20 protein-coding genes are annotated in these 26374 nt (G+C 55.6%); 11 read left to right on the top strand and 9 right to left on the bottom strand.

The window, feature by feature from the left end; all coding sequences use genetic code 11:
* Nucleotides 1-176: 176 nt before the first annotated feature.
* Nucleotides 177-1085 carry a LysR family transcriptional regulator gene (locus tag FHW66_RS04500; protein WP_183378497.1) on the bottom strand — a complete coding sequence of 303 codons (909 nt, stop codon included), beginning with the start codon at nt 1083-1085 and terminating at the stop codon, nt 177-179.
* 173 nt (nt 1086-1258) lie between these two features.
* Here FHW66_RS04500 and gcl point away from each other — a divergent pair, with 173 nt between their 5' ends.
* The 5 genes from gcl to pyk all read left to right on the top strand — a co-directional run bounded on the left by gcl (nt 1259) and on the right by pyk (nt 7776).
* Nucleotides 1259-3034: a glyoxylate carboligase gene (gene gcl, locus FHW66_RS04495; RefSeq protein WP_183378496.1), complete on the top strand. Its 1776-nt coding sequence runs from the start codon at nt 1259-1261 to the stop codon at nt 3032-3034.
* Nucleotides 3035-3095: 61 nt separating this feature from the next.
* The gene (gene hyi / locus FHW66_RS04490) at nt 3096-3875 is read left to right on the top strand and encodes a hydroxypyruvate isomerase (RefSeq protein WP_183378495.1); all 780 of its coding nucleotides are present in this window, start codon (nt 3096-3098) and stop codon (nt 3873-3875) included.
* Between the two features lie 68 nt (nt 3876-3943).
* Nucleotides 3944-4831: a 2-hydroxy-3-oxopropionate reductase gene (gene glxR / locus FHW66_RS04485; RefSeq protein ID WP_183378494.1), complete on the top strand. Its 888-nt coding sequence runs from the start codon at nt 3944-3946 to the stop codon at nt 4829-4831.
* 199 nt (nt 4832-5030) lie between these two features.
* Nucleotides 5031-6296: a glycerate kinase gene (locus FHW66_RS04480; protein ID WP_183378493.1), complete on the top strand. Its 1266-nt coding sequence runs from the start codon at nt 5031-5033 to the stop codon at nt 6294-6296.
* A 61-nt stretch (nt 6297-6357) separates the two neighbouring features.
* Nucleotides 6358-7776, top strand: coding sequence for a pyruvate kinase (gene pyk, locus FHW66_RS04475; RefSeq protein ID WP_183378492.1), 1419 nt, complete (start codon nt 6358-6360; stop codon nt 7774-7776).
* Nucleotides 7777-7943: 167 nt separating this feature from the next.
* Here pyk and FHW66_RS04470 read toward each other — a convergent pair whose 3' ends face one another.
* The 5 genes from FHW66_RS04470 to FHW66_RS04450 form a co-directional block, all read right to left on the bottom strand.
* Nucleotides 7944-8417, bottom strand: coding sequence for a hypothetical protein (locus FHW66_RS04470; RefSeq protein WP_183378491.1), 474 nt, complete (start codon nt 8415-8417; stop codon nt 7944-7946).
* 175 nt (nt 8418-8592) lie between these two features.
* Nucleotides 8593-9954 (bottom strand): 8-oxoguanine deaminase, encoded by a 1362-nt coding sequence (locus FHW66_RS04465; protein WP_183378490.1) that lies wholly within the window; start codon nt 9952-9954, stop codon nt 8593-8595.
* A 147-nt stretch (nt 9955-10101) separates the two neighbouring features.
* Nucleotides 10102-11871 carry an allantoate amidohydrolase gene (locus tag FHW66_RS04460; RefSeq protein ID WP_183378489.1) on the bottom strand — a complete coding sequence of 590 codons (1770 nt, stop codon included), beginning with the start codon at nt 11869-11871 and terminating at the stop codon, nt 10102-10104.
* A 116-nt stretch (nt 11872-11987) separates the two neighbouring features.
* Nucleotides 11988-13373: a nucleobase:cation symporter-2 family protein gene (locus tag FHW66_RS04455; RefSeq protein WP_183378488.1), complete on the bottom strand. Its 1386-nt coding sequence runs from the start codon at nt 13371-13373 to the stop codon at nt 11988-11990.
* A gap of 222 nt (nt 13374-13595) precedes the next feature.
* Nucleotides 13596-14531 carry a LysR substrate-binding domain-containing protein gene (locus tag FHW66_RS04450; RefSeq protein WP_183378487.1) on the bottom strand — a complete coding sequence of 312 codons (936 nt, stop codon included), beginning with the start codon at nt 14529-14531 and terminating at the stop codon, nt 13596-13598.
* Between the two features lie 449 nt (nt 14532-14980).
* Here FHW66_RS04450 and FHW66_RS04445 point away from each other — a divergent pair, with 449 nt between their 5' ends.
* Nucleotides 14981-16207 carry a urate hydroxylase PuuD gene (locus tag FHW66_RS04445; protein WP_183378665.1) on the top strand — a complete coding sequence of 409 codons (1227 nt, stop codon included), beginning with the start codon at nt 14981-14983 and terminating at the stop codon, nt 16205-16207.
* Nucleotides 16208-16292: 85 nt separating this feature from the next.
* Here FHW66_RS04445 and FHW66_RS04440 read toward each other — a convergent pair whose 3' ends face one another.
* Nucleotides 16293-17075: a 3-hydroxybutyrate dehydrogenase gene (locus FHW66_RS04440; RefSeq protein ID WP_183378486.1), complete on the bottom strand. Its 783-nt coding sequence runs from the start codon at nt 17073-17075 to the stop codon at nt 16293-16295.
* Between the two features lie 302 nt (nt 17076-17377).
* On the opposite strand from FHW66_RS04440, the gene FHW66_RS04435 reads away from it, so the two are divergent.
* The 4 genes from FHW66_RS04435 to FHW66_RS04420 all read left to right on the top strand — a co-directional run bounded on the left by FHW66_RS04435 (nt 17378) and on the right by FHW66_RS04420 (nt 22236).
* Entirely contained in the window at nt 17378-18145 is a 768-nt protein-coding gene (locus tag FHW66_RS04435) for a GNAT family N-acetyltransferase (protein ID WP_183378485.1), read from the top strand.
* Nucleotides 18142-19002 carry a UDP-2,3-diacylglucosamine diphosphatase gene (locus FHW66_RS04430; protein ID WP_183378484.1) on the top strand — a complete coding sequence of 287 codons (861 nt, stop codon included), beginning with the start codon at nt 18142-18144 and terminating at the stop codon, nt 19000-19002. The genes FHW66_RS04435 and FHW66_RS04430 overlap by 4 nt, the downstream gene beginning before the upstream one ends.
* Nucleotides 18984-20033, top strand: coding sequence for a glycosyltransferase family 1 protein (locus tag FHW66_RS04425; RefSeq protein WP_183378483.1), 1050 nt, complete (start codon nt 18984-18986; stop codon nt 20031-20033). The genes FHW66_RS04430 and FHW66_RS04425 overlap by 19 nt, the downstream gene beginning before the upstream one ends.
* 475 nt (nt 20034-20508) lie before the next feature.
* Nucleotides 20509-22236 (top strand): methyl-accepting chemotaxis protein, encoded by a 1728-nt coding sequence (locus FHW66_RS04420; RefSeq protein ID WP_304607797.1) that lies wholly within the window; start codon nt 20509-20511, stop codon nt 22234-22236.
* A gap of 67 nt (nt 22237-22303) precedes the next feature.
* Here FHW66_RS04420 and sixA read toward each other — a convergent pair whose 3' ends face one another.
* Nucleotides 22304-22762 (bottom strand): phosphohistidine phosphatase SixA, encoded by a 459-nt coding sequence (gene sixA / locus FHW66_RS04415; protein WP_183378482.1) that lies wholly within the window; start codon nt 22760-22762, stop codon nt 22304-22306.
* Nucleotides 22763-22791: 29 nt separating this feature from the next.
* On the bottom strand, nt 22792-24906 hold the full coding sequence (gene ppk1 / locus FHW66_RS04410) for a polyphosphate kinase 1 (RefSeq protein ID WP_183378481.1): 2115 nt from the start codon (nt 24904-24906) through the stop codon (nt 22792-22794).
* A 386-nt stretch (nt 24907-25292) separates the two neighbouring features.
* On the opposite strand from ppk1, the gene pstS reads away from it, so the two are divergent.
* Nucleotides 25293-26342: a phosphate ABC transporter substrate-binding protein PstS gene (gene pstS / locus FHW66_RS04405; protein ID WP_183378480.1), complete on the top strand. Its 1050-nt coding sequence runs from the start codon at nt 25293-25295 to the stop codon at nt 26340-26342.
* The last annotated feature ends 32 nt before the right edge of the window (nt 26343-26374 follow it).

Genomic DNA, 26374 nt, shown 5'->3' with positions numbered 1-26374 from the left:
TCGTGCTCGTTCTATTTTTGCGCGCTTTGGCTTCAGCGTCAGGTACTGTCGGTGAATTTTTTCCGGAAATCTCATTTTTTCGCACATATAAGCTATACGTCCTGCAATATAAGTGTGCATCCTAATCCGGCGCTACGCCTTTGCCAGTGCGGCACCGACGACTTCCAACAAGATTCTCAGAAGGTGGTCCAGTAATCTTGCTGTGAATACACTTCTTTCAAATAGTCAATAAAAAACCGTGTCTTGGCTGGCAAATGATGTTGTTGTGGATACACCGCCATGATGTCGTAATGCGGCAACGCATAGTCATCGAGTACTGTGATCAGCTCGCCCGATGCCAGCTGGGACTGGATCTCCCAGGTCGAGCGCCAGGCCAGTCCCAATCCTTCACAAGCCCAACGGTGCAACAGTTCACCGTCATTGCAGTCCAGATTGCCTTGCGCACGGATGATGACGGGCTTGCCGTTCTGCTGAAAATACCAGCCCCGTTGCTGACCGCCTTGCAAGTTAAAGGCGAGGCAGTTGTGCTGTGCCAGATCGTCGAGCGTCTTCGGTATGCCGTTGCGATGCAGATACTCCGGTGCCGCACACACCACGCGTCGGTTAGTGGCGAGCTTGACCGCAACAAAGCTGGGTTCGATGCTGCCGCCGATGCGAATCCCCAGGTCATAGCCCTCACGCACCAGATCCACTACGCGGTCGGTCAGGTTGAACGAAATCTGTACCTCCGGATTGCGTGCCAGAAAAGCCGGTGCATGCGGTGCCACGTGCAAGCGACCATAGGCGGCGGGAGTTGAAACCACCAGATGGCCGGTGGCTTTGTGCCGACCTTCGGCAATGCTTTTTTCCGCCACTTCGATGTCGCCCAGCAATTTGCGGCAATGATCGAGAAACACACTGCCTTGTTCGGTCACCGTCAGATGCCGTGTGGTGCGATGCATGAGCTTGGTGCCCAGACGTTTTTCGAGCGCATCGATACGACGCCCGAGCATCACCGGGGTGATGTTTTCTGCCAGCGCAGCGGCCGCCAGACTGCCTTTTTCGACCACGCTGACAAAGGCTTCGATTTGTTTGAGTTTGTCCAAAATATCTCCTTATTCAATACTTTTTGTATTTTTCCATATTTTTTGTATCGAATAAATAGACTTTTCTTCTTCTTATCAAACTTTATTGTTGGTTATAGGATGCTTCCAACGGTTGAGTTGGCTCGTCTTTGGGCCGCGACCGACCAGCAATCAGATTCCAACGAGGAGGCAATATGGCAAAGATGAAGGCAGTCGACGCAGCGGTCTATGTTCTGGAAAAGGAGGGCTGCCTGCAAGCCTTCGGTGTTCCGGGTGCAGCAATCAATCCATTCTATGCGGCCTTGAAGCGCCACGGCGGTGTCAAGCATGTTCTGGCCCGTCACGTTGAGGGGGCATCGCATATGGCCGAAGGATATACCCGCGCCAAGGCCGGCAATATCGGGCTGTGCATTGGCACCTCAGGCCCGGCTGGTACTGACATGATCACCGGCTTGTATTCGGCGCAGGCTGATTCGATTCCCATTTTGTGCGTTACCGGTCAGGCACCGCGTGCGCGGCTCTACAAGGAAGACTTTCAGGCAGTCGATATTGAGTCCATCGCCAAGCCGGTGACCAAGTGGGCCGTAACGGTGCGGGAGCCAGCGCTGGTGCCACGTGTATTCCAGCAAGCCTTTCATCTGATGCGCTCGGGCCGTCCCGGACCGGTCTTGATCGACTTGCCGTTTGATGTGCAAATGGCCGAGATCGAATTCGATCCCGATACCTATGAGCCGTTGTCAGTCTATCGTCCCAGTGCGACCCGCGCCCAGATCGAAAAGGCGCTGCACATGCTGAACCAGTCAACACGTCCCTTGCTGACCATTGGCGGTGGCGTGATTAATGCGGATGCGGCCGGTCTCGCGGTCGAATTTGCTGAAATTACCGGCGTGCCGGTGATTCCGACCCTGATGGCGTGGGGCGCGATTCCGGATGACCATCCGCAAATGGCTGGCATGGTTGGTTTGCAAACTAGCCATCGCTACGGCAATGCGACCATGCTGGCATCCGACTTCGTGCTTGGTATCGGCAATCGCTGGGCGAACCGCCATACCGGTTCCATCGATGTATTTACCAAGGACCGTCAGTTTGTTCATGTGGATATTGAGCCGACGCAGATTGGTCGCGTGTTCGGTCCTGACTTTGGCATCGTCTCCGATGCCAAGGCGGCATTGACCTTGTTCATCGAGGTCGCCAAGGAGTGGCGTGCAGCTGGCAAGCTTGCCGACCGTTCGGCGTGGTTGGCAGAATGCCAGGAGCGCAAGCGAACACTGCATCGCCGGACCCATTTTGATGAAGTGCCGATCAAGCCACAGCGCGTCTACGAAGAAATGAACCGTGCTTTCGGTCGTGATACTTGCTACGTCAGCACAATTGGTTTGTCGCAGATCGCGGCAGCGCAATTTCTGCATGTGTATCAGGCGCGTCACTGGATTAACTGCGGTCAAGCCGGACCACTGGGCTGGACCATTCCTGCTGCACTTGGCGTCTGCGCCGCCGATCCTCAACGCAAGGTGGTAGCGATCTCCGGCGACTATGATTTCCAGTTCATGATCGAAGAACTGGCCGTCGGTGCGCAATTCAACCTGCCGTATCTGCATGTAGTGGTCAACAACTCCTATCTGGGATTGATTCGCCAGGCACAACGCGGCTTCGAGATGGACTACTGCGTGCAGCTGGCGTTTGAAAACATCAATGCACCAGACCTCAATGGCTACGGTGTCGATCACGTGGCCGTGGTTGAAGGCTTGGGTTGCAAGGCGATTCGGGTGACTGATCCGAATGCGATTCAGGACGCCTTCGCACAGGCCAAGCGCTGGATGGAGCAATTCCGGGTACCGGTAGTGGTGGAAATCATTCTGGAGCGCGTCACCAATATCGCGATGGGCACCGAAATCAACGCCATCAATGAATTCGAAGAACTGGCGACCCGCCGTGAGCATGCACCGACTGCCATCAGCCTGTTGGACTGATGCTGTCCATCTATATAGAGAAGCACGACAAGACAGTTGATTACAAAGGAAGTCTGACATCATGACCAAACTCGCCGCCAACCTGACCATGCTCTTTACCGAGCTGCCATTTCTGGAGCGTTTCCGTGCCGCCGCACAAGCCAATTTCAAGGCGGTGGAATTTTTGTTTCCGTATCCGTTCGAGCCAGAGCAACTGGCCGAGCAACTGCGCCAGAACGAACTGGAGCTGGTGCTGCACAATCTTCCGGCCGGTAACTGGGAGGCAGGTGAGCGTGGTATCGCCTGCCATCCTGACCGGGTGGAAGAATTCCGTGAGGGAGTCGATCTGGCGATCCGCTACGCCAGGGCCTTGGGCGTGCGTCAGCTCAACTGTCTGGTTGGCATCAAGCCTGCCAGTGTGAGCGTCGAAGTGGAGCGACAAACCTTGCTAGCCAATCTGGCGTTTGCCGCTGACAAACTTAAGACAGAGGGTATTGCCTTGTTGATCGAACCGATCAATACCTTCGATATTCCGGGCTTCTTCCTCAGCACCACCAAGCAGGCTGTGGAGCTCATTACCGCCAGCGGCTCAGACAATCTGTTCGTGCAATACGACATCTATCACATGCAACGGATGGAAGGCGAACTGGCCAACACGATCAAAGCCAATCTGTCTCTGATCCGGCATGTCCAGCTGGCCGACAATCCTGGTCGCTTCGAGCCCGGTACTGGTGAGATCAACTATCGCTTCTTGTTCGCACATCTGGATGCGATCGGCTATCAGGGCTGGATCGGCTGCGAGTACAAACCGCGTGCAGGTACGGTTGAAGGGTTGGGCTGGCGTGCCGCCCACTGGGTCTGATCAGACAGCGGGATTCACGCAATTCACGAGATTCAAGATAGTCATTTTATTTTCAGAGGAGACACATCATGGCAAAAGTCGGATTTATCGGGTTAGGCATCATGGGATCGCCCATGGCAGAAAACCTGCAAAAGGGCGGTCACAAACTGTATCTGCATGACCAGAAGAACCCACCAGCTGCGTTGATCGAAGGTGGTGCTACCGTTTGTACATCCGGTGCAGAAGTGGCCAAGCGCGCAGACATCATCATCGTGATGGTGCCGGACACACCGCATGTGGAAGCGGTTCTGTTTGCCAAGGGCGGTGTGGCAGAAGGCTTGAGCGCGGGCAAGGTCGTCGTCGACATGAGCTCAATTTCGCCGATTGCCACCAAAGGCTTTGCACAAAAGATCAATGCACTCGGTTGCGAATATCTGGACGCGCCCGTCTCCGGTGGCGAAGTCGGTGCCAAGGCAGCGTCGCTGACCATCATGGTGGGTGGTAACGAATCGGCTTTCAATGACGTCAAGCCGCTGTTTGAACTGATGGGCAAAAACATCACGCTGGTTGGTGGCAACGGTGATGGTCAGACCACCAAGGTCGCCAATCAGATCATCGTGGCACTGAATATTCAGGCCGTCGCCGAGGCGCTGTTGTTCGCGTCCAAGGCCGGTGCCGATCCGGCACGCGTGCGTCAGGCACTGATGGGCGGCTTTGCTGCGTCCAGGATTCTGGAAGTGCATGGCGAACGGATGGTCAAGCGTACTTTCACGCCTGGCTTCCGTATCGAGTTGCATCAGAAGGACCTGAATCTGGCACTGCAGGGCGCCAAGGCACTCGGCGTCAGTCTGCCGAACACTGCGGCGGCGCAGGAATTGATGAATGCCTGCGCCGCCAATGGCATGAGCGGTCTGGATCACTCGGCGTTGTGCCGGGCAATCGAGCTGATGTCGAATCATCAGATCGCACAAGGCTGATCACGCTGCACCGTTGTGATGAGCGCGCACAAGTTTCCAACCGTGCAATAAGACACGGCTGCGCTTGCTCTCAGATCGTCGGGGCAGAGGGAGGGGCTGCCTCGACGGATCTGATTTATCCAATCCGCATGTCCCTCCAGTTTCAATCGCACTTCCTCGTCATTGATTGCCGCCTTGCCTTCATAAGGAAACCGACTCCATGTCATTGCAACCTCGTCAATTCCTGCTCGACCTATATCACAGTGCAGTCGCTGCTGTCAGCGCCGACAAATGTCTGCCAGCCTTTTTGCCGCCACCACCGACCCGTGGTCGCACGCTCGTCATCGGCGCTGGCAAGGGTGCTGCTGCCATGGCCAGAACCGTGGAGCAGCACTGGCCCGGTCAGTTGTCAGGACTCGTGGTCACGCGTTATGGACATGGCGCCGATTGTGGTCGCATTGAAGTGGTCGAGGCATCGCACCCGGTGCCGGACGAAGCTGGTCGGCAAGCTGCTGCCCGCATGCTGCAGATGGTGCAGGGGCTGACTGCCGATGATCTGGTGTTATGTCTGATCTCCGGCGGTGGCTCGGCGTTGCTGGCATTACCCGCGGCTGGCATCAATCTGGCGCAGAAGCAAGCCATCAACAAGGCCTTGCTCAAGAGCGGTGCCACCATTTTTGAAATGAATTGCGTCCGCAAGCACTTCTCGGCCATCAAGGGGGGGCGACTGGCGTTGGCCTGCGCACCCGCGCGGGTGGTGACGCTGATGATTTCCGATATTCCCGGTGATGATCCCGGCATCATTGCCAGCGGCCCGACAATGGCCGATCCTACCACCTGTGCTGACGCGCTGGCGGTACTCGATAAATACCAGATCGAGGTACCAGCCGAGGTGCGTGCGCATCTGCTGGATGGGCGTGATGAGACGCCCAAGCCGGGTGACCCGCGTCTGGCTGCCAATACCCATCACGTGATTGCCACTGCCCGTCAGGCATTGCAGGCTGCAGCAGCGCAGGCGCTGGCAGCAGGGATCACGCCCTATATTCTGTCGGATGACATGGAAGGCGAGGCGCGTGATATCGGACTGGCGCATGCCGCGATTGCCCGCCATGTCGCGCAATACGATCAGCCGTTCAAGAAGCCCTGTGTTCTGATCTCTGGTGGCGAAACGACGGTCACTGTGCGCGGTAGCGGGCGTGGTGGACGCAATGCCGAGTTCCTGCTCAGTCTGGCGACGGCGCTCAACGGGGCTCCCGGCATTCATGCCATTGCCTGCGACACCGATGGTATTGATGGCTCCGAAGACAATGCCGGCGCGCTCTACCAGCCGCAATCGATCCAGCGGGCGCAAGCCTTGGGACTCAATCCCAAAGCGCTGCTGGAAAACAATGATGGCTACGGTTTCTTTAGCGCCCTTGATGACCTGGTGGTCAGTGGACCAACCCGTACCAACGTCAATGATTTTCGCGCGATTTTAATTTTGTAGCTTTCATCATTTTGTTCTGATCCAGTAAGTGCGTTCCAACCAATAAAAGGGAGACCCGTCCATGCGACGTCAACGCCAGGCAAAAATTGTCGCCACACTCGGTCCGGCCAGTGCCACCAAGGACATGATCAAGGCCTTGTTCGAGGCCGGTGCCGATGTATTTCGCTTCAACTTCAGTCACGGCACCCATGCCGATCATCACGCACGGTTTGAGATTGTGCGTGCGGTCGAACGTGAAGTCGGACGTCCTATCGCTATCCTCGCCGACCTGCAGGGACCCAAGTTGCGCGTCGGGCAGTTTGCCGCCGGCAAGGTCGAGTTACAGGCCGGACAGGATTTTGTGCTGGATCGAGATAACCGTCCCGGCGACCAGCACCGTGTTTGTCTGCCGCACGCCGAATTGTTCGAGGTGATTGCGGCCGGTCAGTCGCTCCTGCTGGATGACGGCAAGCTGCGTTTGCAGGTGCTGGCCAGCGACGGCCAACGGATTCTGACCAAGGTCGTCAATGGCGGTATTTTGTCGGACCGCAAGGGCGTGAATGTGCCGGATGCGGTGCTGCCGATTCCGGCGCTGACCGAGAAGGACAAACGTGATCTGGCCTTCGCGCTGGAGCTCGGTGTGGACTGGATTGCCCTGTCTTTTGTACAACGGCCGGAAGATGTGGAAGAGGCGCGCGTCCTGATCGCTGGTCGTGCCGCCGTGCTCTCCAAACTGGAAAAGCCGGCTGCACTGGATCAGCTGGAAGCCATTGTGGCGGCCTCCGATGCGATCATGGTGGCACGTGGTGACCTTGGCGTGGAGTTACCGCCGGAGCGTGTGCCGGGCACGCAAAAGCGTATCTTGCGCAGCTGCCGCCAGCAGGGTAAGCCAATCGTGATCGCGACCCAGATGCTGGAATCGATGATTACCAGTCCGGTACCGACGCGGGCCGAAGTCTCTGACGTTGCCAGTGCCATTTATGATGGCTCAGATGCGGTCATGTTGTCCGCTGAATCAGCCAATGGTACCTATCCCTTGCAGGCGGTGACGATGATGGATCGTGTGATCAAAGAAGTCGAGCTTGACCCGCTTTACCGCAACATGCTAGACGCCCAGCATGAAGTACCGCAGGCCAATAGTTCGGATGCAATCTGCTCGGCACTGCGCGATGTCACCCGTATCCTGGGTGCTACCACGACGGTGACTTATACCAGCTCCGGTCATACCAGCCTGCGGGCGGCGCGCGAGCGGCCGATGGCACCGATACTGAGCATTACGCCCAAGCTCAGTACGGCACGTCAGCTGGCATTGGTATGGGGAGTACATTCGACCATCAGCGCTCAGGTTCATAACGAAAGCGAGATGGTGAGCGCTGCCTGCGAGACTGCTTTGAAGGAAGGTTTTGCTGTTGCCGGAGACCAGATTGCGATTACTGCCGGTATGCCGTTCGGGCAGCCGGGGAGTACCAATCTGCTGCGGCTGGCAAAAATATGGGGCTAGTCTGAAGTCATGATTTAAGGCGGGGTTGCCGGTGATGGTAACCCCGTCTTTTGTTGGTGTGTTGCTTGCGTTGATCTATCCGATTCGGAAAACCAATTTCGTGGAGCCGATCGAGGCGGCAGTCATGCCGCTAAGGCGAGATGATCAGCGCCAGCTACCGATAAGACTTATCTACCTCCAATTACGATTGAGATCGAGGTAGGAGTGACGTCCAATGGCGGAATTCTTTGCCCGTCAGGCGCTATCCAGCTTCCTACTCCTGACAGGGTAAATCTGGCTGGAGTGCGCCCGTATCTCGAAAGATCAAACAGCATGTTGGCATTGGTCACCGCTGAATTCACTATTTGCGTCCCTGAAGTGAGCTCGGCCGTTAGTCGGTATTGCGGCGTCATCGGACCATTAAGTTGCCCGCGTCCATCCATGAGTTCGGAGATGCCGAGCCTGACCTGACCGTCTACACTGTATTGCAGGCAAAAATTGAACACAAAAGGCTCTGGAATTTGAGTGCCACTTGATCTTGCATTCACTAACTGACAAGTCCAAGGAGACATCGCTTGTTCTGGATCTGCCGCGTTTGCATTCAAGCTCGCACACAAAAACAACAGAAGTAAAGTGGCGCTAAACCTGCTGATAGTTTTCATTTGAGTCCTACCTTTCATTTGTCCCTGACCTATCACGTATAGGTCTATGGTGATGAAAGGTTAAAGGCTCGCTGTCCCTAGTGTAGATTTTGACCGAAATCGGACCGGAGGAATTATCGAGAGCGGAGCGTGGCGATGCGATGCAGCTTTCGCCACATCGTTGATGTCTTCAAGCTCAGCTGGACTTTGCCGCCAAGAGATAGGCCAGTGCATTATGCCGCTCGATTACCGCACCCAGATCAATAGTCGCGAATTGGCCTTCACGCACAATCACGCGACCATTGATGATGCTGTAGTCAACATTGGCCGGCGTACAAAACACTAGCGCTGCTACCGGATCATGCAGGGCACCAGCGAAGGCAATCTGGTCCAGTTTGAACAGTACCAGATCAGCCGACATGCCGGGCTTGAGTGCACCGATATCATCGCGGTTCAAGACCTTGGCACCACCCAGGGTTGCGATTTCTAATGCCTGTCTGGCTGTCATCGCATCGGGGCCGAAACCGACCCGTTGCAGCAGCATGGCCTGACGGACTTCACCGAGCATGTGGGCTCCATCGTTGGAGGCACTACCATCGACCCCAAGACCGACCGTAACACCGGCATCAATCATTTTGCGCACCGGGGCAATGCCGGATGCCAGCCGCATATTGGAGCAGGGACAGTGGGCCACACCGGTGCCGGTGCGGGCAAACAGATTGATACCGTGATCATCCAGTTGCACGCAGTGCGCATGCCAGACATCCTGGCCGACCCAGCCGCAGTCTTCGGCATATTCAGCCGGCGTCATGTTGAATTTCTCGCGGCTGTAGGCAATGTCGTTGACGTTTTCTGCCAGATGGGTATGTAGTGAAACCTGATAGCTGCGCGCCATGTTGGCCGCTTCGCGCATCAGATCGCGCGAGACCGAAAACGGTGAGCAGGGCGCTACGACAATTCGCTGCATGGCATGACGCTCAGCGTCGTGATAAGTCTCGATCAGGCGTTGGGTATCGCGCAAGATGCTGACCTCGTCTTCCACCACGCTGTCAGGTGGCAGGCCACCCTTGGACTGACCCACGCTCATCGCGCCGCGTGCGCCGTGGAAGCGCATACCGATCTGTTGCGCTGCTTCCAGGCTGTCATCGAGCCGGGTCTGGTTGGGATAGATATAGAGATGGTCGCTGCTGGTGGTGCAGCCTGAGAGAATCAGTTCGGCCATCGCTGTCAGCGTAGAGACCTTGATCATTTCTGGGGTCAGGCCAGCCCAGATCGGATAGAGATTTTGCAGCCAGTTAAATAGTTCGCCGTTCTGCGCAGCCGGAATGACCCGCGTCAGACTTTGATACATATGATGATGGGTGTTGATCAGACCGGGTAAGACAACATGTTGCCCGGCATGGATCACTTCATCGGCAGTGTCTGGTAGATCGGCGCTGGGGCCGACCTGTTCGATGACATTGTCGCGGATGAAAACGGCACCGTTCAGGATTTCTTCACGGCGTTCATTCATGGTCACAACGACCCTGGCGTTCTTGATTAAGAGGGTTTTACTCACGTTAAGGGACTCCTGTTGAACCTGCACTGTGCTTGGGAATGATTTCAATGCGGCACAGGTGACAGTGGAGTCCCTTTTAAACCCTATTAACGCTGTGCCCGAAGGGGTGAATGAATAACTGATCAGATCACTGATGCAGACGCGATTTTATGACTTTGGCTGGAAGTTGCGCAAGAAGTCGAGCAGGATTTGTGCCGATACTTCCGCATCATCAGCGGTCATGGTTTCCAGTGGATTGTGGCTGATGCCGCCGTTGCCGCAACGTGTGAACAACATCGCGACATCGGTCATGCGGGCAATCGCCATGGCGTCATGGCCGGCGCCGGAAGCCAGCTCAAACGGTTTGACTCCCGCCCGTTCAGTGGCTGCAGCAAGCTGTTGCATGAGCCACGGTGCGCATGGCGCAGCAGCAGCCGAGACGGTTTCTTCGCGCTTGACGTCGATACTGCGGCGTTGACCAATCTCTTCGATTTTTTTCAGGATGTCTGCTACGGCAGCCAGTCGCACGCTATCTTCGGCAGCACGGATATCGAGTGACAGCATGCAGGCCCCGGGGATGACATTGGTGGAGCCGTGCGGCACCTGCAATTGACCGATCGTTCCCACCAGCGCAGCGTGCTGATCCTGACTGCAGCGTTGCTCCACGTACAGGATGATTTCAGCCGCTGCGGCTGCCGCGTCCTTGCGCATGTTCATCGGTGTGGTACCGGCATGGCTGGCGACGCCCTTGAGCTCGACCAGATAGCGTGAGCTGCCAGCAATCGAGGTCACTATGCCGACCGGCAGATCACGGTTGAGCAACACCGGACCCTGTTCGATATGTACTTCCACATAGCCCAGCAGATCGGCCGGATTACGGGCAATCGCAGGGATCGCTGCGATATCATGACCGGCAGCGGTAATCACCTCACCCATGCTGATGCCATCACGGTCCTTGAGCGCCAGCAGATTCAGGTCAAAGTGGCCGGTCACTGCGTTGCTACCGAGGAAGGTGCTCTTAAAACGTACGCCTTCCTCTTCCGAGAAGCCGATGACTTCAAAGTGGAAGGGCAGGGTTTCACCGCGTTCATGCAAGTGGCGCACGATCGCAATCGGAACCAGAATACCTTCACGACCATCGTACTTGCCGCCATTACGTACGGTGTCGTAGTGCGATCCGGTTAGCAGGGTTTTTGCCTGTGGATTAGAGGAGAGATAGCGACCAACCACATTGCCGACCGCATCGATGTGCACCTGCATGCCGGCCTCGCGCATCCATTGCGCCAACTGTTCGGCGGTACGGCGATGGGTCTCAGTCATATAGGTGCAGGTGAGGGCGCCTTCATCTTCACTGAGCGAGCCGATTTGCTCGGCCCATTCCATGACAGCGGCACCCAGTAGCGGACTATGTCCCAATAAATCGTTGAGCCGCATTTCGGCAATGCGGCCGATCTGGCGCATTGCTTCCCGTAATTCATCTTGCGGCTGGTTGCGCAGACGGCGGGTGAAGGTCGCAATGATCTGCTGGCGCGTCAGGCCCTTGCCAGTGGCACCCTTGACCGCCAGGATGAAGGGAAAGCCGAACTTGGCGTTGTAATCACTGTTGAGCTTTTGCAGCGTTGCAAATTCTTCCGGGCTGCACAGATTGAGGCCAGCCTTGGCTTGTTCACCGGTCGATTCGGCTGTCAATTCACCGGCGATGGCTGCCTTGCCGGCCAACTCCGGGTGGGCCCGGATCAGACGCAACTGATCGGTGACGTCGGCACCGCTGACCACGCCCTGCAAGGCCTGCTTGAGTGCAGTCAGGTTGACGAATGGCGCCAGTCTGGCGGCGCGTTCGGGTATCCAGGGGGAATGTTCGTAAATGCCATGCAGCGTGGCGACGAAGGCCGGCACATCGTGCGCCGCCTGTTCATTGAGTTGTTGCAATGTTGTCATAAACTTGCCGGATGGTCCCGCCATCCGGTCCTTAACCCGTTGTTGAATGTTCGAATCGTCGAATTACAGTCAGTGTTAGCAAGCGGGACTTGCAAACGTGTCAATTGTGTCAATTTTTAATGTTCTGCTGCTGCCAGCGCAAAGTCGGTGCTTTCTTCGCGTGCGCCGCTGCCATTGAAGAACAGATTCAGTACCACCGCCATGAACGATGCAAGCAATATGCCACTGTGGAAGATCGTGGACAAGACACTTGGCATCTGAGCAAAGAAGGTCGGTGCTACCAGCGGTATCATGCCTGCGCCGATACTGACCGCAACGATGAACAGATTATGCGAATTGGTATTGAAGTTGACCTTCGACAGAATCTTGATCCCGGTCGCGGCGACCATGCCAAACATCACGATACCAGCGCCACCGAGGACGAACTGGGGAATCGAGGCTGCCAGATGCGCCATTTTGGGGAACAGACCAAAGATCACCAGAATCACGCCGGCAGCGACGCAGACGTAACGACTGCGCACACCGGTGACGCCGACCAGCCCGACATTCTGTGAAAACGAGGTATGCGGGAAGGTATTGAGGATCCCTCCTAACACGGTGCCGAGACCATCAACCCGCAAGCCATCAGCGAGGATCTTGTGATCGACCTTCTTGCCGACGATGTCGCCCAGCGCCACGAACATACCGGTCGATTCGATCATGGTCACGATCATCACCAGACACATCGACAGGATTGAGGGAATATCAAACTGGGGCCAGCCATAGTGGAACGGCATCACCCAATCAAACCAGGCAGTCGCACCGAGGCCATCAAAGTTGATTTTGCCCATTGCCAGCGCTACCAGAAAGCCGATCACCATGCCCATGAGCACGGAAATATTGGCGATGAAGCCTTTGACATACTTGATGATCAACAGAATCGAGACCAGCACCAATGCCGCAATGCCCAGCGCCAGCGGTGAACCGTAGTCGGGGTTGGGCATCTTGACGAATACGCCATTGACCAGTTTGCCAATGATGGGCTGACCACCCGCGGCCCAGTTAATACCCACACTCATGAGGGAAATACCGATCACGGTGATGACAGTACCCGTCACCACCGGCGGGAAGTAGCGCATCAAGCGGCTCATGTAGGGCGCCACCAGAATACAGAAGACTCCGCCAACCAGTCCTGAGCCAAAGATGTGCAGGATGGTAAGGGAGGGATTGTTGGCAATAGCCACCATTGGACCCACCGCCGCGAAGGTCACCCCCATCATGACCGGCATGCGAATCCCGAAACGCCAGATCCCGAGGCTCTGGATAATCGTCACCAGACCGCAGCAGAACAGGTCGGCGCTGATCAGGAAGGCGATTTCGGATTTGGGCAGGTTCAGCGCACCGCCTACGATCAGCGGTACCGCAATGGCACCCGCGTACATTACCAGTACGTGTTGCATGCCAAGTGCGGCGAGTTTAAGGATCGGTAGGCGCTCATCCACCGGGTCAGCCGTTGCAGTCATACTTGTCTCCTGAATTTGTCATTGTTGTATCAAGTCTTGCGCGGCGTCGCTGGTTGACCAGCCTTGTGCAATCTTTGTTTTGAAGTACCTTACGCAGGCTTGTGGGGCGATACTAAAGTAATTGCTCCATCCCGATATATAGAGTGCTCAATACCGGATTTCGCGGACTGGATATATGAAACAGCAACAGATAAATACCCTTGGGAAACAATCGTTGTCCAGCTAGTCTTCCATGCCACGTGCCGCCGCGCTGACCTGGGCACGCAGCCATTTGTGTTCGGTCGCCTGATGGGCGCGCTCGTGCCAGAGTTGATAGAAGCGCAGCGGTGGGAACTTGATCGGTACCACATAGCTTTTCAGTCCCAGCAGTTTTTCGTAGAAGGCAGCGAATTGTTGTCCAGATGTTAACACCAGATCAGTCTGCGCCACCATGTAGGGCAGCATCCGGAAATGGGCTGACTCGACCACCACGTTACGCCGCAGATTCTGCTTTTCCAGGAAGGTATCAATGGTGCCGTGATAGCCGGGCAGGATTTGCGATGGTGCCACATGGGGCAGGCTCAGGTAATCCTCGATGGTCATGGCGTCGCGTGGCGTACGGCGGGCATAGGCACAGTCGGAGCGCATCAGGCACACAATCGGGTCATCGAACAGTTTTGAGAGGTGCAGGTGCGCCGGAGGTTCATCCCAGTTGGCAATCACCAGATCCAGTTCGCCATCGGCCAGTTGTCGCACGTAATCGGTTTCCGGGCCAAGGGCATGCAGCATGATGTGACTTTTGGGCGATTCACGCCGCAGACGGGCAATGATCTCCGTGAAGAACGGTGTGTTCATGTAGTCCGGGGCGGCAATATGAAAATTGCGGGCCTGCTCCTGTGGCATGAAGGCCGCCTTTGGCACGAACAGCCGCTCGGTTTCATCGAGGATGCGTTTGGCCGGCTTGAGCAGGCTTTCTCCATGCTGCGTCGGTACCATGCCGCGCGCACCGCGCACCAGCAACGGATCGCCCGTCAACTCCCGTAATTTACGCAAGGACGCAGAAATCGATGGCTGCGGCTGGTTCAGTTTGAGTGCCACGCGTGAGACGTTCTTCTCGCACAGCAACAGATAGAGAATACGGATCAGATGAATATCGAGATGGTCAGGCAGCCTGGACATGGTTTGGTCTCCGGGTAACGGCGCTGGGCCGAGATGGGGCGGCTCGGTGCATGCTTGTTAACAAACATCTCGGGTAGGTCGCCCTCTAATCATCTGTATTTTATATATCAATCAGCGTATGTCAAATATAAGACGCGGTTAATGTTTTATGAGCCAGCTGCGTTTATCGTTCGTGCCATCCTCCGTATTCCGTGTTGCAGACGCTTTCTGCGTTTTGCACTGCGACGGTGGACCTTGACAACAAGAGGGATGGCGTCGCCATTGGGGTCGTCGCGACAGTAGACGGCAGTTGGTGCCACTGGCATGGACTGTTGTTTATCCGGAACCGTATTGCCGTCTGATCACAATCAGATCAGCGGTGGTGTCATCTTCGGAGCGGCCAATTCGTGAGGCACAAGCCCACCTATCTGCAGTGTTCGCTGTGGCAGATACGCAATCAGGAGGAAATGATGGACGGAGTATTGGTGTCGTATGGACTGGAGTGGCTCAATCTGCTGGTGCGCTGGCTACACCTGATTACCGGGATTGCCTGGATCGGAGCCTCGTTCTATTTTGTCTGGCTGGACAACTCGATCCGGCCACCCAAGCCGGGCAGCGATCTGGCAAAAAAGGGCGTTTCGGGCGAGCTGTGGGCAGTGCACGGTGGTGGTTTTTACAACCCCCAGAAGTACCTGGTAGCACCGGCTGAATTACCGGCGGACCTGCACTGGTTCAAGTGGGAAGCCTATGCCACCTGGATCACCGGCTTTGCGATGCTGTTCATCGTCTATTACTTCAATGCCTCAGCCATGATGGTGGACCATAACGTGGCTGATCTGAGCGCCCTGCAGGCGGTTGGTGTCGGTCTTGGCACATTGCTGGTCGGCTGGATTTTCTACGATCAACTATGCAAGTCCGTGCTGGGACAGCACAGTGCCTTGCTAGCCATTGTGATGTACGTGTTCATCGTGGCGGTGGCCTATGCATTGACGCATCTACTTAGCGGCCGTGCAGCCTACATTCATATTGGCGCCATGATCGGTACCATCATGGTCGGCAATGTGCTGATGGTGATCATCCCTGGTCAACGCAAGCTGGTTGAGGCAATGCGCCAAGGTAAGTCGCCTGATCCGATCTACGGCAAGCGCGGCAAGCAACGTAGCGTGCATAACAATTATTTCACGCTGCCGATTCTGTTCATCATGATCAGTAATCACTATGCGATGACCTACACCAATGCCTACAGCTGGCTGGTGCTGGCTGCGATCATGGCCGCTGGTGTCTTGATCCGTCACTTCTTCAATCTGCGTCATGCCGGACGTGTCTCGCTGGCCTATCCGATTGCCGGTGGCGCGCTGTTGCTGGCGGTGGCGGTGGCGATTGCACCGAAGCCAGCGCCACAGGCTGCGGCTGTTGCTGCCAATGGTGGTGCTCCGAAATCGACTGATTTCGCGCGTGTGCAGGAAATCATCGGGCAGCGTTGTGCCAGCTGCCATTCCGATCATCCGACCCAGCCAGGCTTTGCGACAGCTCCAGCTGGCATGCTGCTGCAGACCTCGGAACTGATCCATCAGAATGCTGCCAAGGTCTATCAGCGCGCCGTACAAACGCGTGACATGCCATTGGCCAATCTGACCCAGATCACCGATCAGGAACGTGCGGAAATTGCCTCCTGGTATGAGGCGGGTGCGAAGTAATCTGGAAATAAAGGCAGGGAAGTCATGAGGGGGCGCTACCGTGATGCATGCCCAGCGGCGCATCACGGTAAGCGGTACGACTGCTTTACTGCATGAACCAGCCGTGGCTAACCACCACGGATTGACCAGTCAGCGCATTGGTCGGGAACGCAGCCAGAAATACCGCAGTCTGCGCGACGTCGGCGGTGGTGGTGAATTCACCATCAACGGTATCCTTGAGCATGATCTTCTTGATCACGTCGTCTTCGCTGATACCAAATTGCTGGGCCTGTTCGGGAATCTGTTTTTCGACCAGCGGAGTACGTACAAAGCCGGGACAGATCACGTTGGAGCGAATCTTGTCTTTGGCACCTTCCTTGGCCACTACTTTGGCCAGACCAATCAGACCATGTTTGGCCGTCACATACGGAGCCTTCAACGGCGAGGCTTCATGTGAGTGTACCGAGCCCATGTAAATGATGGAGCCACCTTTGCCACCCTTGATCATGGCGCGCATCGCAGCGCGCGTGGTCAGGTAGGCGCCGTCCAGATGGATTGCCAGCATCTTGCGCCAGTTCTCCAGTGTGCTATCAACTATCGGTGCAATGATCTGGATGCCGGCATTACTGATGAGGACATCAATACCGCCAAAGGTGGCGACCGTATCGGCAATACCCTGCTCTACTTGTGCTTCGTCGGTGACATTCATGGCGACTGCCAATGCGCTGCCACCAGCCTTGATGATTTCATCGGCGGTCGCCTGGGCTGCCGCCAGTGCCAGATCGGCGATCACAACCTTGGCGCCAGCCTTGGCGTATTCCAGTGCAATTTCCTTGCCGATACCGCTGGCAGATCCAGTGATCAGGGCGACTTTGTCTTTAAGTAACATGACGTTCCTTTAGGGTGCAAGATGGTTATTAATGCCGACGCAGCCAATGTTGCAGGTTGGTCTGGCGCGATCAGTCAGGCAATACTTTACCAGTTCGCAGAAACACAGTGTCACACGTACCAGAGCGGCCTTCCGTTGCGCCGGGTCAAGTGCAGGATGATGCCGGGGAAAATTTCTACAGTGCACGATTGGTAAGGGTTTGCGCGCCGTGTTGCTATCCAGTCAAGGACCACCAGATGTCATTTGCCTGAAATAATCGACAGTTACGCTCTGCATCGTTGAGAACCTTTTAAGGACGATGCATGAGACTGCTTACCAATTCAGCCGATGCCAACCAGAGTTCCTCCAAGCTCACCCTGAGTCTGGCAAGTACGCCGGAAGAGGTACGTGAAGTGCAGCGTCTGCGCTACAAGGTATTCATCGAATCGATGAATCTCTCGGCGCTGGCCAATGGGGAAGGTCTCGACAAAGATGAGTTCGACGAGTATTGCGACCATCTCATCGTGCGCGACACCAACACCCTCAGCGTGGTTGGTACGTACCGGGTCATGAGCCCGCACGCCGCACGCCGTATGGGTAAATTTTACTCGGAGCAGGAATTCGATCTGTCGCGCCTCGACAACATTCGCAACGTGATTGCCGAAGCCGGTCGTGCCTGCATCCATCCTGAATATCGCAGTGGTGCTGTCATCATGCTGTTGTGGGCTGGTATTGCCGACTACATGCGTCGCGAACGCTGCGACTATCTGATGGGATGTGCCAGTGTCAGTCTGGCTGATGGTGGTCACAACGCCGCAGCCCTGTACCACGCATTCCGTGAAAACAACATGGCGCCGCCTGACTATCGCGTCACGCCGCATACGCCATTCCCGATTGATGCGCGGGAAGGTGGACGTGATCCACAAGTACCACCGCTGTTGCGCGGCTACCTGCGCAGCGGTGCCTGGGTTTGTGGTGATCCAGCCTGGGATCCGGATTTTCACTCGGCAGACTTCTTCCTGCTGCTGCCATTAGCCAAGCTCGATAGCCGGTACGCCCGTCACTATCTGAAAGACGCGAGAACAGCATGAAGCCGCGCGATCAGTTTCTGGATAACACCGTAGCCGACACCAATCTGGGAATGAAACGCGACCCACTTCACTTCAGGACGATCTGGATTTCCGACGTCCACCTCGGCACCACAGGTTGCCAGGCACAACGGCTGCTGGAGTTCTTGCGGGCGACCGAGTCTGATACCTTGTATCTGGTCGGTGACATCATCGATGGCTGGCAACTCAAGCGCCGCTGGTACTGGGAGCAAAGTCACAACAATGTGGTGCAACTGGTGCTCAAGAAAGCCAAGAAGGGTACCAATGTAGTGTTCGTTCCTGGTAACCACGATGAAGTCATCCGCCAATTCATTGATCTCGATTTCGGCGGCATCAAAATCCGGGATGAACTGATCCATACCACTGCCAATGGCAAGCGCATGCTCGTACTGCACGGTGATCGCTTCGATGGTGTGATTGCCTGTGCCAAGTGGCTGGCCTATGTCGGCGATAATCTGTACACCATGATTCTCAAGTTCAATCAATGGTTCAACAGCTGGCGCGCACGTGCCGGTCTGCCGTACTGGTCGCTGTCGCAATATCTCAAGGGCAAGGTCAAGAACGCGGTCAACTACATTACCTCGTTCGAGGATGCGTTGGCAGCGGAAGCGGCCAAGAAAGGCCTTGATGGCGTCATCTGCGGCCATATCCACAAACCGGAAATTCGCGACATCAACGGTATTACCTACTGCAACGACGGTGACTGGGTCGAGAGTTTGTCGGCATTGATTGAAGAGCCTTCGGGCGAACTCCGGCTGGTCACCTGGGGCGAGATCATGCAACTGAAGAAGGCCTCGAAGTTAGCCGGAGTAGAAGATTTATGCGCATTGCCATCGTAAGTGACGCGGGTGAGCCGCAAGTCAACGGCGTCGTCAACACCCTGCGGGCAACCCAGCAATGTCTGCGCGGCAAAGGGCACGAAGTGCTGATGCTGGCGCCGCGTGATTTTCGCACTTTTGCTTGTCCAACCTACCCTGAAATCAGACTGGCCTATAAGCCGTATGCCAAGATTGCTGCGGCGCTGGATGCGTTCGCGCCGGACTGCATTCATATCGCTACGGAAGGGCCAATGGGCTTGGCAGCACGTCGTTATTGCCTGCGTCACAAGCTGGAGTTCACGACCGCGTATCACACCCGATTCCCGGAATATCTGAGTGCACGCAAGCTCTTGCCGAAGGCCTTGACCTATCGGTTGATGCGCTGGTTTCATGGCCCATCCAAAGCCATCATGGTGCCGACGCCGAAGATGAAGGCGTCACTCGATGAACATGGGTTTCGTAATGTCGTGCTGTGGAGCCGAGGGGTCGATACTGCGCACTTCAAGCCGGCACCAGAAGATCATGCCTGCATCGAACGCCCCTTGTTTCTCTACGTTGGACGCGTGGCGGTGGAAAAAAATATCGAAGCCTTTCTCAAGCTCGAGCTACCGGGCGCCAAGTGGGTCATCGGCGATGGACCGCAACGGGAAGAGCTTGAGCAGCGCTATCCCAAGGTACGCTTTCTTGGGGCAAAGGGGCATGATGAATTGCCTGCTTACTACAACTGCGCTGACGTCTTCGTCTTCCCCAGTCGCACCGATACCTTTGGTCTGGTCTTGGTAGAAGCGATGGCGTGCGGGGTCCCGGTCGCGGCCTATCCCGTCGAAGGTCCGATCGATGTTGTTGCCAATGGTATCGCTGGCGTACTCAATGAAGATCTGGGATCTGCCTGCATTGATGCGCTGGCATTGAATCGCGAAGCAGTACGTGTCTACGCTACCAGCTTTTCCTGGGAGGCTGCGACCCAGCAGTTCCTGCAGCATCTGCACTATGCCCGGGATCGTGTCGCCGAGAGGCTACACGAGCGTTCTGCATTGCACGAATCAAGCTGATCTTCGCAACAAACAGTTTGTGCGACCTGGTGATGGACACATGGCGTCCATCACGCCTCCTTTCCCCTCTCTACCTTTCTTTCTGCTTTCTTTGCTGTTGCGGTGTTTTTTATGCACAAAAAGAATAGATACATGCGTACAAAGCATTGGCGCGGTGTCAGTGGCTTGACTAAGATACGGCACCCCATGTTGCGTCTGGCAATTTCAGGTGCGCTTCGTCCTCATTGAGCGGGCAATCAGCAACTAGGTATTGTCGTAAAAATAATAAGAAGCGTGGAGACGATCGTGAGTCAGTCCTGGCATTGTCAGATCAGCAACAGCGCACAGTGACTGTCTGCCTTGCATTGATGCAGGCACGATTTCTGCAGCGCCCTCAGTTCCGAATGTCCGGAGTCGCCACCCCGGTTCAACTCTGTTGATGATGTTGCAAGCAACTCAACAGGAAGATATTTCACTCAGAGGAAATTGCATCGCTATGCGCACCAATTTGAAAATCAGCAGCCGTCTGGCACTAGCGTTCTTTCTGGTATTGCTTTGTGCCGCCGCCATCCTGCTCAACGGCCTTTGGCGCATGAGCGAAATGCAAAGCAGCAGCGCCTACATCATTGATCAAAAAGTCGGCAGCATGACAACCGCGATGAGCATGCGGGAGTCTGGCAGCGCGCTGGCACTGGCCTTGCGTAAGGTGGTAACGCCGACTGATGCAGCTGAGGGGCAACAGGAAAACCAGCATTTAGCCAAGATTCTTGAGGCCTATGTCAATGCCGAGAATCAGTTGGGGAAACTCACCGTGACTGAGCGTGGGCATGCCTTGCTGCAAGCATCCATTAATGAGCGCAAGGTGTTATTTCCCATCGTAGAGAAAGCACGGGAACTGGTAGGTGCAGGGAATTACTTCGATGCCGGTCAACTGATCAAGGGCGATTTTGCACCAGCGTATGAGAAATGGATGGCCACAGTTGCTGCATTGGCAGCCTATCAGCAGGTAGATATGGCCTCGGCCTATTCGGCATTCCAGGGGAGTTATCATATTGGCCAGATCAGCATGATCACCATTGGTGCATTAACGCTGGTATTGGGTGCCTTCTTTACGCGCTCAATTGGACGGCGGATTACCGTGTCGCTCAGACGTGCGGGCGAGATCACTGACACCATTGCCAGCGGTGACCTGACTACGCACATCACTGAATCCAGCCAGGATGAAGCGGGGCAACTGGTGCATGCCCTCAATAGCATGCAGCGCAAACTGGCAAGTACCGTACAGGAAATCAAGCAGAGCGCGAGCGTGATCGCACAAGCCTCGGAAGAAATTGCGCACGGCAATGCCGACCTCTCCAACCGCACAGAATCTCAGGCGTCCAGCCTGGAAGAGACTGCCAGCTCGATGGAGCAGCTTACCTCCACCGTCAAGCAGAATGCCGATAATGCTCATCAGGCCAATCAATTGGTGATATCGGCATCGGATCATGCGCTCAAAGGTGGCAAGGTGGTTGCTGATGTGGTGGAAACCATGGGTTCGATCAAGAGCAGTTCCAGCAAGATCGTCGATATCATCGGTGTAATTGACGGTATTGCGTTTCAAACCAATATCCTGGCGCTTAATGCAGCGGTTGAAGCGGCGCGTGCCGGCGAGCAGGGACGTGGCTTTGCGGTAGTCGCCTCCGAAGTGCGGGCACTGGCGCAGCGTTCGGCTGCCGCCGCCAAGGAAATCAAGATCCTCATCAGCGACTCTGTCAGCAAGGTGGAAGCGGGTGGTCGACTGGTCGACGAAGCAGGCTTGACCATGAACGAGATCGTCTCTTCGGTGCAGCATGTGGCAGACATCATGGGCGAAATTACCGCCGCCAGTAACGAGCAGAGCGCCGGTATCGCCGAGGTCAATCATGCGATTACACAAATTGATGAAATTACGCAGCAGAATGCGGCGCTGGTCGAGCAGGCTGCTGCTGCGGCTGAAAGCTTGCAGGAGCAGGCTGAGGTGCTGGCGCGTACGGTTGCCGTATTCAAGATCGATCAGACAGATATTTCTCTGCATACGGTGAGCATGCGTCAGAAGCGGCAAATTGAGACACCAGTAGCAGCATCAATCGCAGCGCCGACCCTAGCAATCCGCGCCGCAGTCAATCCCAATGCGCTTGCAGAAGTCAAGGCACCAAGGAATCTGCCCGCACGTCACGAAGCGGAGAACTGGGAAGAGTTTTGACGACAATGGCTAGAGTCGGAACTACAACCAGAACCAGACAATAAAAAAGGCGGCCTGACCGCCTTTTTTATTTGCCTATCAACTCCGGCGCCATCACTGCACGCAGAAAATTGGTCGTGATGTCGCCACGTTCGCGTTGGGCAATCCACCATATATTGCCTTTGCGTATCGACCATTCCTGCGGCTGACCACTCAGCAATTGAGCTGCCACCAGCCCCAACGTCGGTTGGTGGCCAACGATCAGCACCGGCTCACGGCTATCCGGCCAGTTCGCTGCTGCGAGCAGGTCGGCAGCATTGCGGTGTGGCGCCAGATCTTCATGGATTCTGAACTTCCGGTTCAATGCGATAGCGGTTTCTACTGTGCGAGCGGCAGGGCTGACCAGAATGCGACAACTCTCGGGCAGATTACGATCGAGCCAGTCCGCCATTTTCCAGGCTTGTTTCTGCCCCTTTGCAGTGAGCTTGCGACCCTCATCGGGCTCGCCGATTTCTGCTTCTGCGTGACGCCACAAAATCAGTTCCATGAATCACACCTCCAGGTTGTCGGGGCGAGTCATTCCTCGCCGCGATGGATGGAAACACCGAGCGTTTGCATCAGATATTGCTGGGCGCTGAATGCCTGTTGGCGGCTGTTGATCTTCTTCTGTGCATAGACACCGTCGGCATTGAGATGCCAGGCATTGGTATTGTCTTTCAGGTAAGGATCGAGGCCTTCACTCATGATGCGTTTCTTGAGTGCCTTGTCCAGAATCGGGAAGGCCACTTCAATACGACGGAACAGATTGCGGTTCATCCAGTCTGCACTCGACAGATAGATGTCGTGCGCCAGGTCGTTACGGAAGTAGTAGATACGGGAATGTTCCAGATAGCGGCCGATGACGGAGCGGACCCGAATATTTTCCGACAGGCCTGCCACGCCGGGGCGCAGGGCGCAGGCACCGCGTACGATCAGGTCAATCTTGACGCCATCTGCCGAAGCCGCGTAGAGCGCACGAATCACGGATTCATCGAGCAGCGCATTCATTTTGGCGATGATGCGCGCTGGCCGACCTTCGCGTGCGATCTGAGCCTCACGGCGAATGGCATTAATGATCTGCTTTTGCAGCGAAAAAGGTGCTAGCCACAGATGATGCATGGTGCGTGGCTTGGTCAACGTAGTCAGATGAATGAAAACTTCATTGACGTCGGCCGTCAACTCCGGATGCGAGGTCAGCAGGCCAAAGTCGGTGTAGAACTTGGTGGTATTCGGGTGATAGTTACCGGTGCCGAGGTGAGCGTAGAAGCGCAGGGCATTGTCTTCGCGACGGATCACCAGCGCCACCTTGGCATGGGTCTTCAGGCCTACCACACCATAGACGACCTGTGCACCTGCCTGCTCCAGCTTGACGGCCCAGTTGATGTTGGCTTCTTCATCAAAGCGCGCCATCAGTTCCACTACGACGGTCACTTCCTTGCCGCGTAGTGCGGCATGGATCAGTGCTTCCATCAGGTCCGAGTTCATCCCGGTGCGGTAGATAGTTTGCTTGATCGCCACCACGCTCGGATCCTGTGCCGCACTGCGAATAAAATCCACGACCGGCTGAAATGACTGAAACGGATGATGCAGCAAGACATCACGCTTGTTGAGCACCGAGAAGATGTTTTCGCTTTGCAGGTATTGCGGCATGCTCTGCACAAATGGCGAGAAGCGCAGTGTCGGCTCCGACACCAGATCTACCAGCTCCGACAGGCGCACCAGATTGACCGGCCCCTTGACGGCATAGAGGCGGTTCTGCTCAATGCCAAACTGGGTCAGCAAGAACTGTGACAAATGCTCCGGGCAATTATTGGCCACTTCCAGACGCACGCCAACCCCAAATTGCCGACTATGCAACTCGGTCTGCAAGGCTTGCCGCAGGTTTTTGACTTCTTCCTCATCGACCCATAGATCGCTATTGCGGGTGACGCGGAACTGCGAATAAGCGGTCACTTCGCGGCCGGTGAACAATTCATGAATATGCGCATGAATGACCGAAGAGAGCAGGCAGAAGGACACCCCCTTTTTGTCAGACAGATTGTCAGGCAGGCGAATCACGCGAGGCAGCACGCGTGGTGCCTTGACGATGGCAATCGCGGTACCGCGTCCAAAAGCATCCTTGCCGGACAGTTCGATGATGAAATTCAGGCTCTTGTTGAGCACTTGCGGGAACGGATGCGCCGGATCGAGCCCGATGGGGGTCAATAACGGGCGTACATTCTGTTCAAAGTATTGTTTGACCCAGGCGCGCTGCGCATCGTTGCGGTCTTCATGGCGCAACAGATGCACGCCTTTATGGGCCAGCTGCGGCAGGATGTCCTTGTTCAGCAATTCATACTGACGCGCCACGATCTGATGACACTCGACACTGGTGCGCTCCAGCGCGGCGCGCAGTTCTGGTGTGTCGAGATGTTCGCCTTCAATGCGGTTGGCCAGCAAACTAGCGATACGTACTTCAAAGAATTCATCGAGGTTGCTGCTGCAGATGCACAGGTAACGCAGACGCTCGAGCAAGGGAATCTGTTTGTTTTCCGCTTGCGCCAGGACCCGCCGGTTGAATGCCAGTTGTGACAGCTCGCGATTGAGGTAGACCGCAGTTGGATTGATGTCGGTGTGGATAGTCGTGTCTTCAGGTTTTTCTTTTCTGGTCATCCGGTACATCCTGTCTTTCACTGTGGCGATTGATTATATCCATGACTGGGCACGCAGTGTATGGCCTTGGTATGACAAGTTTATGACGAGCACGAAGTGGCTTGTCATATTCCACGACGCTATGAAAAGCGGCGCTGCAACGCCTGTTGCCGAAGGGAAATTGCATTCTTGCAAGTAGGTTTTTATGCCTGCGGAGGTGTTTGTTTTCTTTATGACAGGGCAGGGTCATAAACTCGTCACAATTGCTGGTTACAGTTCACCCCGTCTCTGCAATGGAATGCATTCGTGGGTCTGTCAATCTGCCTGACGTCGCGTCGGTTGCAAACGCATCATCCTCGCTGAAAACATTCAATACACACTCATCTCGTCAATCAAAGGAGTAAGACATGGGCTTGAATCATCTTCTCAAATCAGTCGCGGTTGCTGTTTGCGGCACGCTGGCATTTTCCGCGGCAGTACATGCTGCTGAAATCACTGGCGCGGGCGCTTCGTTCCCGTATCCAATCTACGCCAAGTGGGCTGAGTCTTACAAGGCAGCCACTGGTAACAGCCTGAACTATCAATCGATCGGCTCTGGTGGCGGTATCAAGCAAATCAAGGCGAAGACCGTTGACTTTGGTGCATCCGATGCACCTTTGAAGCAAGAAGAGCTGGAAGCAGACGGTTTGACACAATTTCCGGCTGTGGTTGGCGGTGTGGTACCAGTGGTCAATCTGGATGGTGTTACCCCAGGACAAATCAAGTTGTCCGGTGCGGTGCTGGCAGATATCTACGCTGGCAAAATCACCAAGTGGAATGCACCTGAAATCGTGGCTTTGAATGCAGGCGTGAAGCTGCCAGCTGACGACATTACCGTGGTTTATCGTTCTGATGGTTCGGGCACTTCCTACGTGTTCACCAGCTACCTGTCCAAGGCCAATGCAGACTTCAAGGCCAAGATCGGTGCTGGTACAGCGGTCAAGTGGCCAGTCGGCGTCGGTGGCAAGGGTAACGAAGGTGTCGCTGCCAACGTACAAAAGGTCAAGGGTGCAATCGGCTATGTCGAATACGCTTACGTCAAGAAAAACAAGCTGAACTATACTCAGCTGAAGAACCGTGATGGCGCTTTCGTGGCACCTGACGACGCTACTTTCAAGGCTGCAACTGCTGCTGCTGACTGGGCCAAGACACCTGGTTTTGCAGTAGATTTCACCGATGCTCCAGGCAAGAACAGCTGGCCAATCAGCAGTGCAACTTTCATCCTGCTGCACAAGTCGCAACTTGCCGATGGCGCCAAGGGTAAGGAAGTACTGAAGTTCTTTGACTGGGCCTACAAGAATGGCGGCGCAACAGCTGCTGATCTGGACTACGTGCCACTGCCAGCAGCAGTCACCAAGCTGGTAGAAGAGTCCTGGAAGGCAAACATCAAGGACAGCACCGGCAAGGCGATCTGGTAATCGTGTGTTGATCGGGGAATGCGCTGGCGAGG

This window comes from Herbaspirillum sp. Sphag64, from assembly GCF_014192645.1.
Lineage (GTDB): Bacteria > Pseudomonadota > Gammaproteobacteria > Burkholderiales > Burkholderiaceae_D > Herbaspirillum.
This window is presented reverse-complemented; position numbering and strand designations above follow the sequence as displayed.

Coding starts and splice junctions, on each gene's coding strand:
- FHW66_RS04470 (WP_183378491.1), bottom strand. CDS start 8,417: ATGAAAACTATCAGCAGGTTTAGCGCCACTTTACTTCTGTTGTTTTTG.
- pyk (WP_183378492.1), top strand. CDS start 6,358: ATGCGACGTCAACGCCAGGCAAAAATTGTCGCCACACTCGGTCCGGCC.
- gcl (WP_183378496.1), top strand. CDS start 1,259: ATGGCAAAGATGAAGGCAGTCGACGCAGCGGTCTATGTTCTGGAAAAG.
- hyi (WP_183378495.1), top strand. CDS start 3,096: ATGACCAAACTCGCCGCCAACCTGACCATGCTCTTTACCGAGCTGCCA.
- FHW66_RS04480 (WP_183378493.1), top strand. CDS start 5,031: ATGTCATTGCAACCTCGTCAATTCCTGCTCGACCTATATCACAGTGCA.
- FHW66_RS04450 (WP_183378487.1), bottom strand. CDS start 14,531: ATGTCCAGGCTGCCTGACCATCTCGATATTCATCTGATCCGTATTCTC.
- FHW66_RS04460 (WP_183378489.1), bottom strand. CDS start 11,871: ATGACAACATTGCAACAACTCAATGAACAGGCGGCGCACGATGTGCCG.
- sixA (WP_183378482.1), bottom strand. CDS start 22,762: ATGGAACTGATTTTGTGGCGTCACGCAGAAGCAGAAATCGGCGAGCCC.
- glxR (WP_183378494.1), top strand. CDS start 3,944: ATGGCAAAAGTCGGATTTATCGGGTTAGGCATCATGGGATCGCCCATG.
- FHW66_RS04420 (WP_304607797.1), top strand. CDS start 20,509: ATGCGCACCAATTTGAAAATCAGCAGCCGTCTGGCACTAGCGTTCTTT.
- FHW66_RS04425 (WP_183378483.1), top strand. CDS start 18,984: ATGCGCATTGCCATCGTAAGTGACGCGGGTGAGCCGCAAGTCAACGGC.
- pstS (WP_183378480.1), top strand. CDS start 25,293: ATGGGCTTGAATCATCTTCTCAAATCAGTCGCGGTTGCTGTTTGCGGC.
- FHW66_RS04445 (WP_183378665.1), top strand. CDS start 14,981: ATGGACGGAGTATTGGTGTCGTATGGACTGGAGTGGCTCAATCTGCTG.
- ppk1 (WP_183378481.1), bottom strand. CDS start 24,906: ATGACCAGAAAAGAAAAACCTGAAGACACGACTATCCACACCGACATC.
- FHW66_RS04435 (WP_183378485.1), top strand. CDS start 17,378: ATGAGACTGCTTACCAATTCAGCCGATGCCAACCAGAGTTCCTCCAAG.
- FHW66_RS04440 (WP_183378486.1), bottom strand. CDS start 17,075: ATGTTACTTAAAGACAAAGTCGCCCTGATCACTGGATCTGCCAGCGGT.
- FHW66_RS04455 (WP_183378488.1), bottom strand. CDS start 13,373: ATGACTGCAACGGCTGACCCGGTGGATGAGCGCCTACCGATCCTTAAA.
- FHW66_RS04430 (WP_183378484.1), top strand. CDS start 18,142: ATGAAGCCGCGCGATCAGTTTCTGGATAACACCGTAGCCGACACCAAT.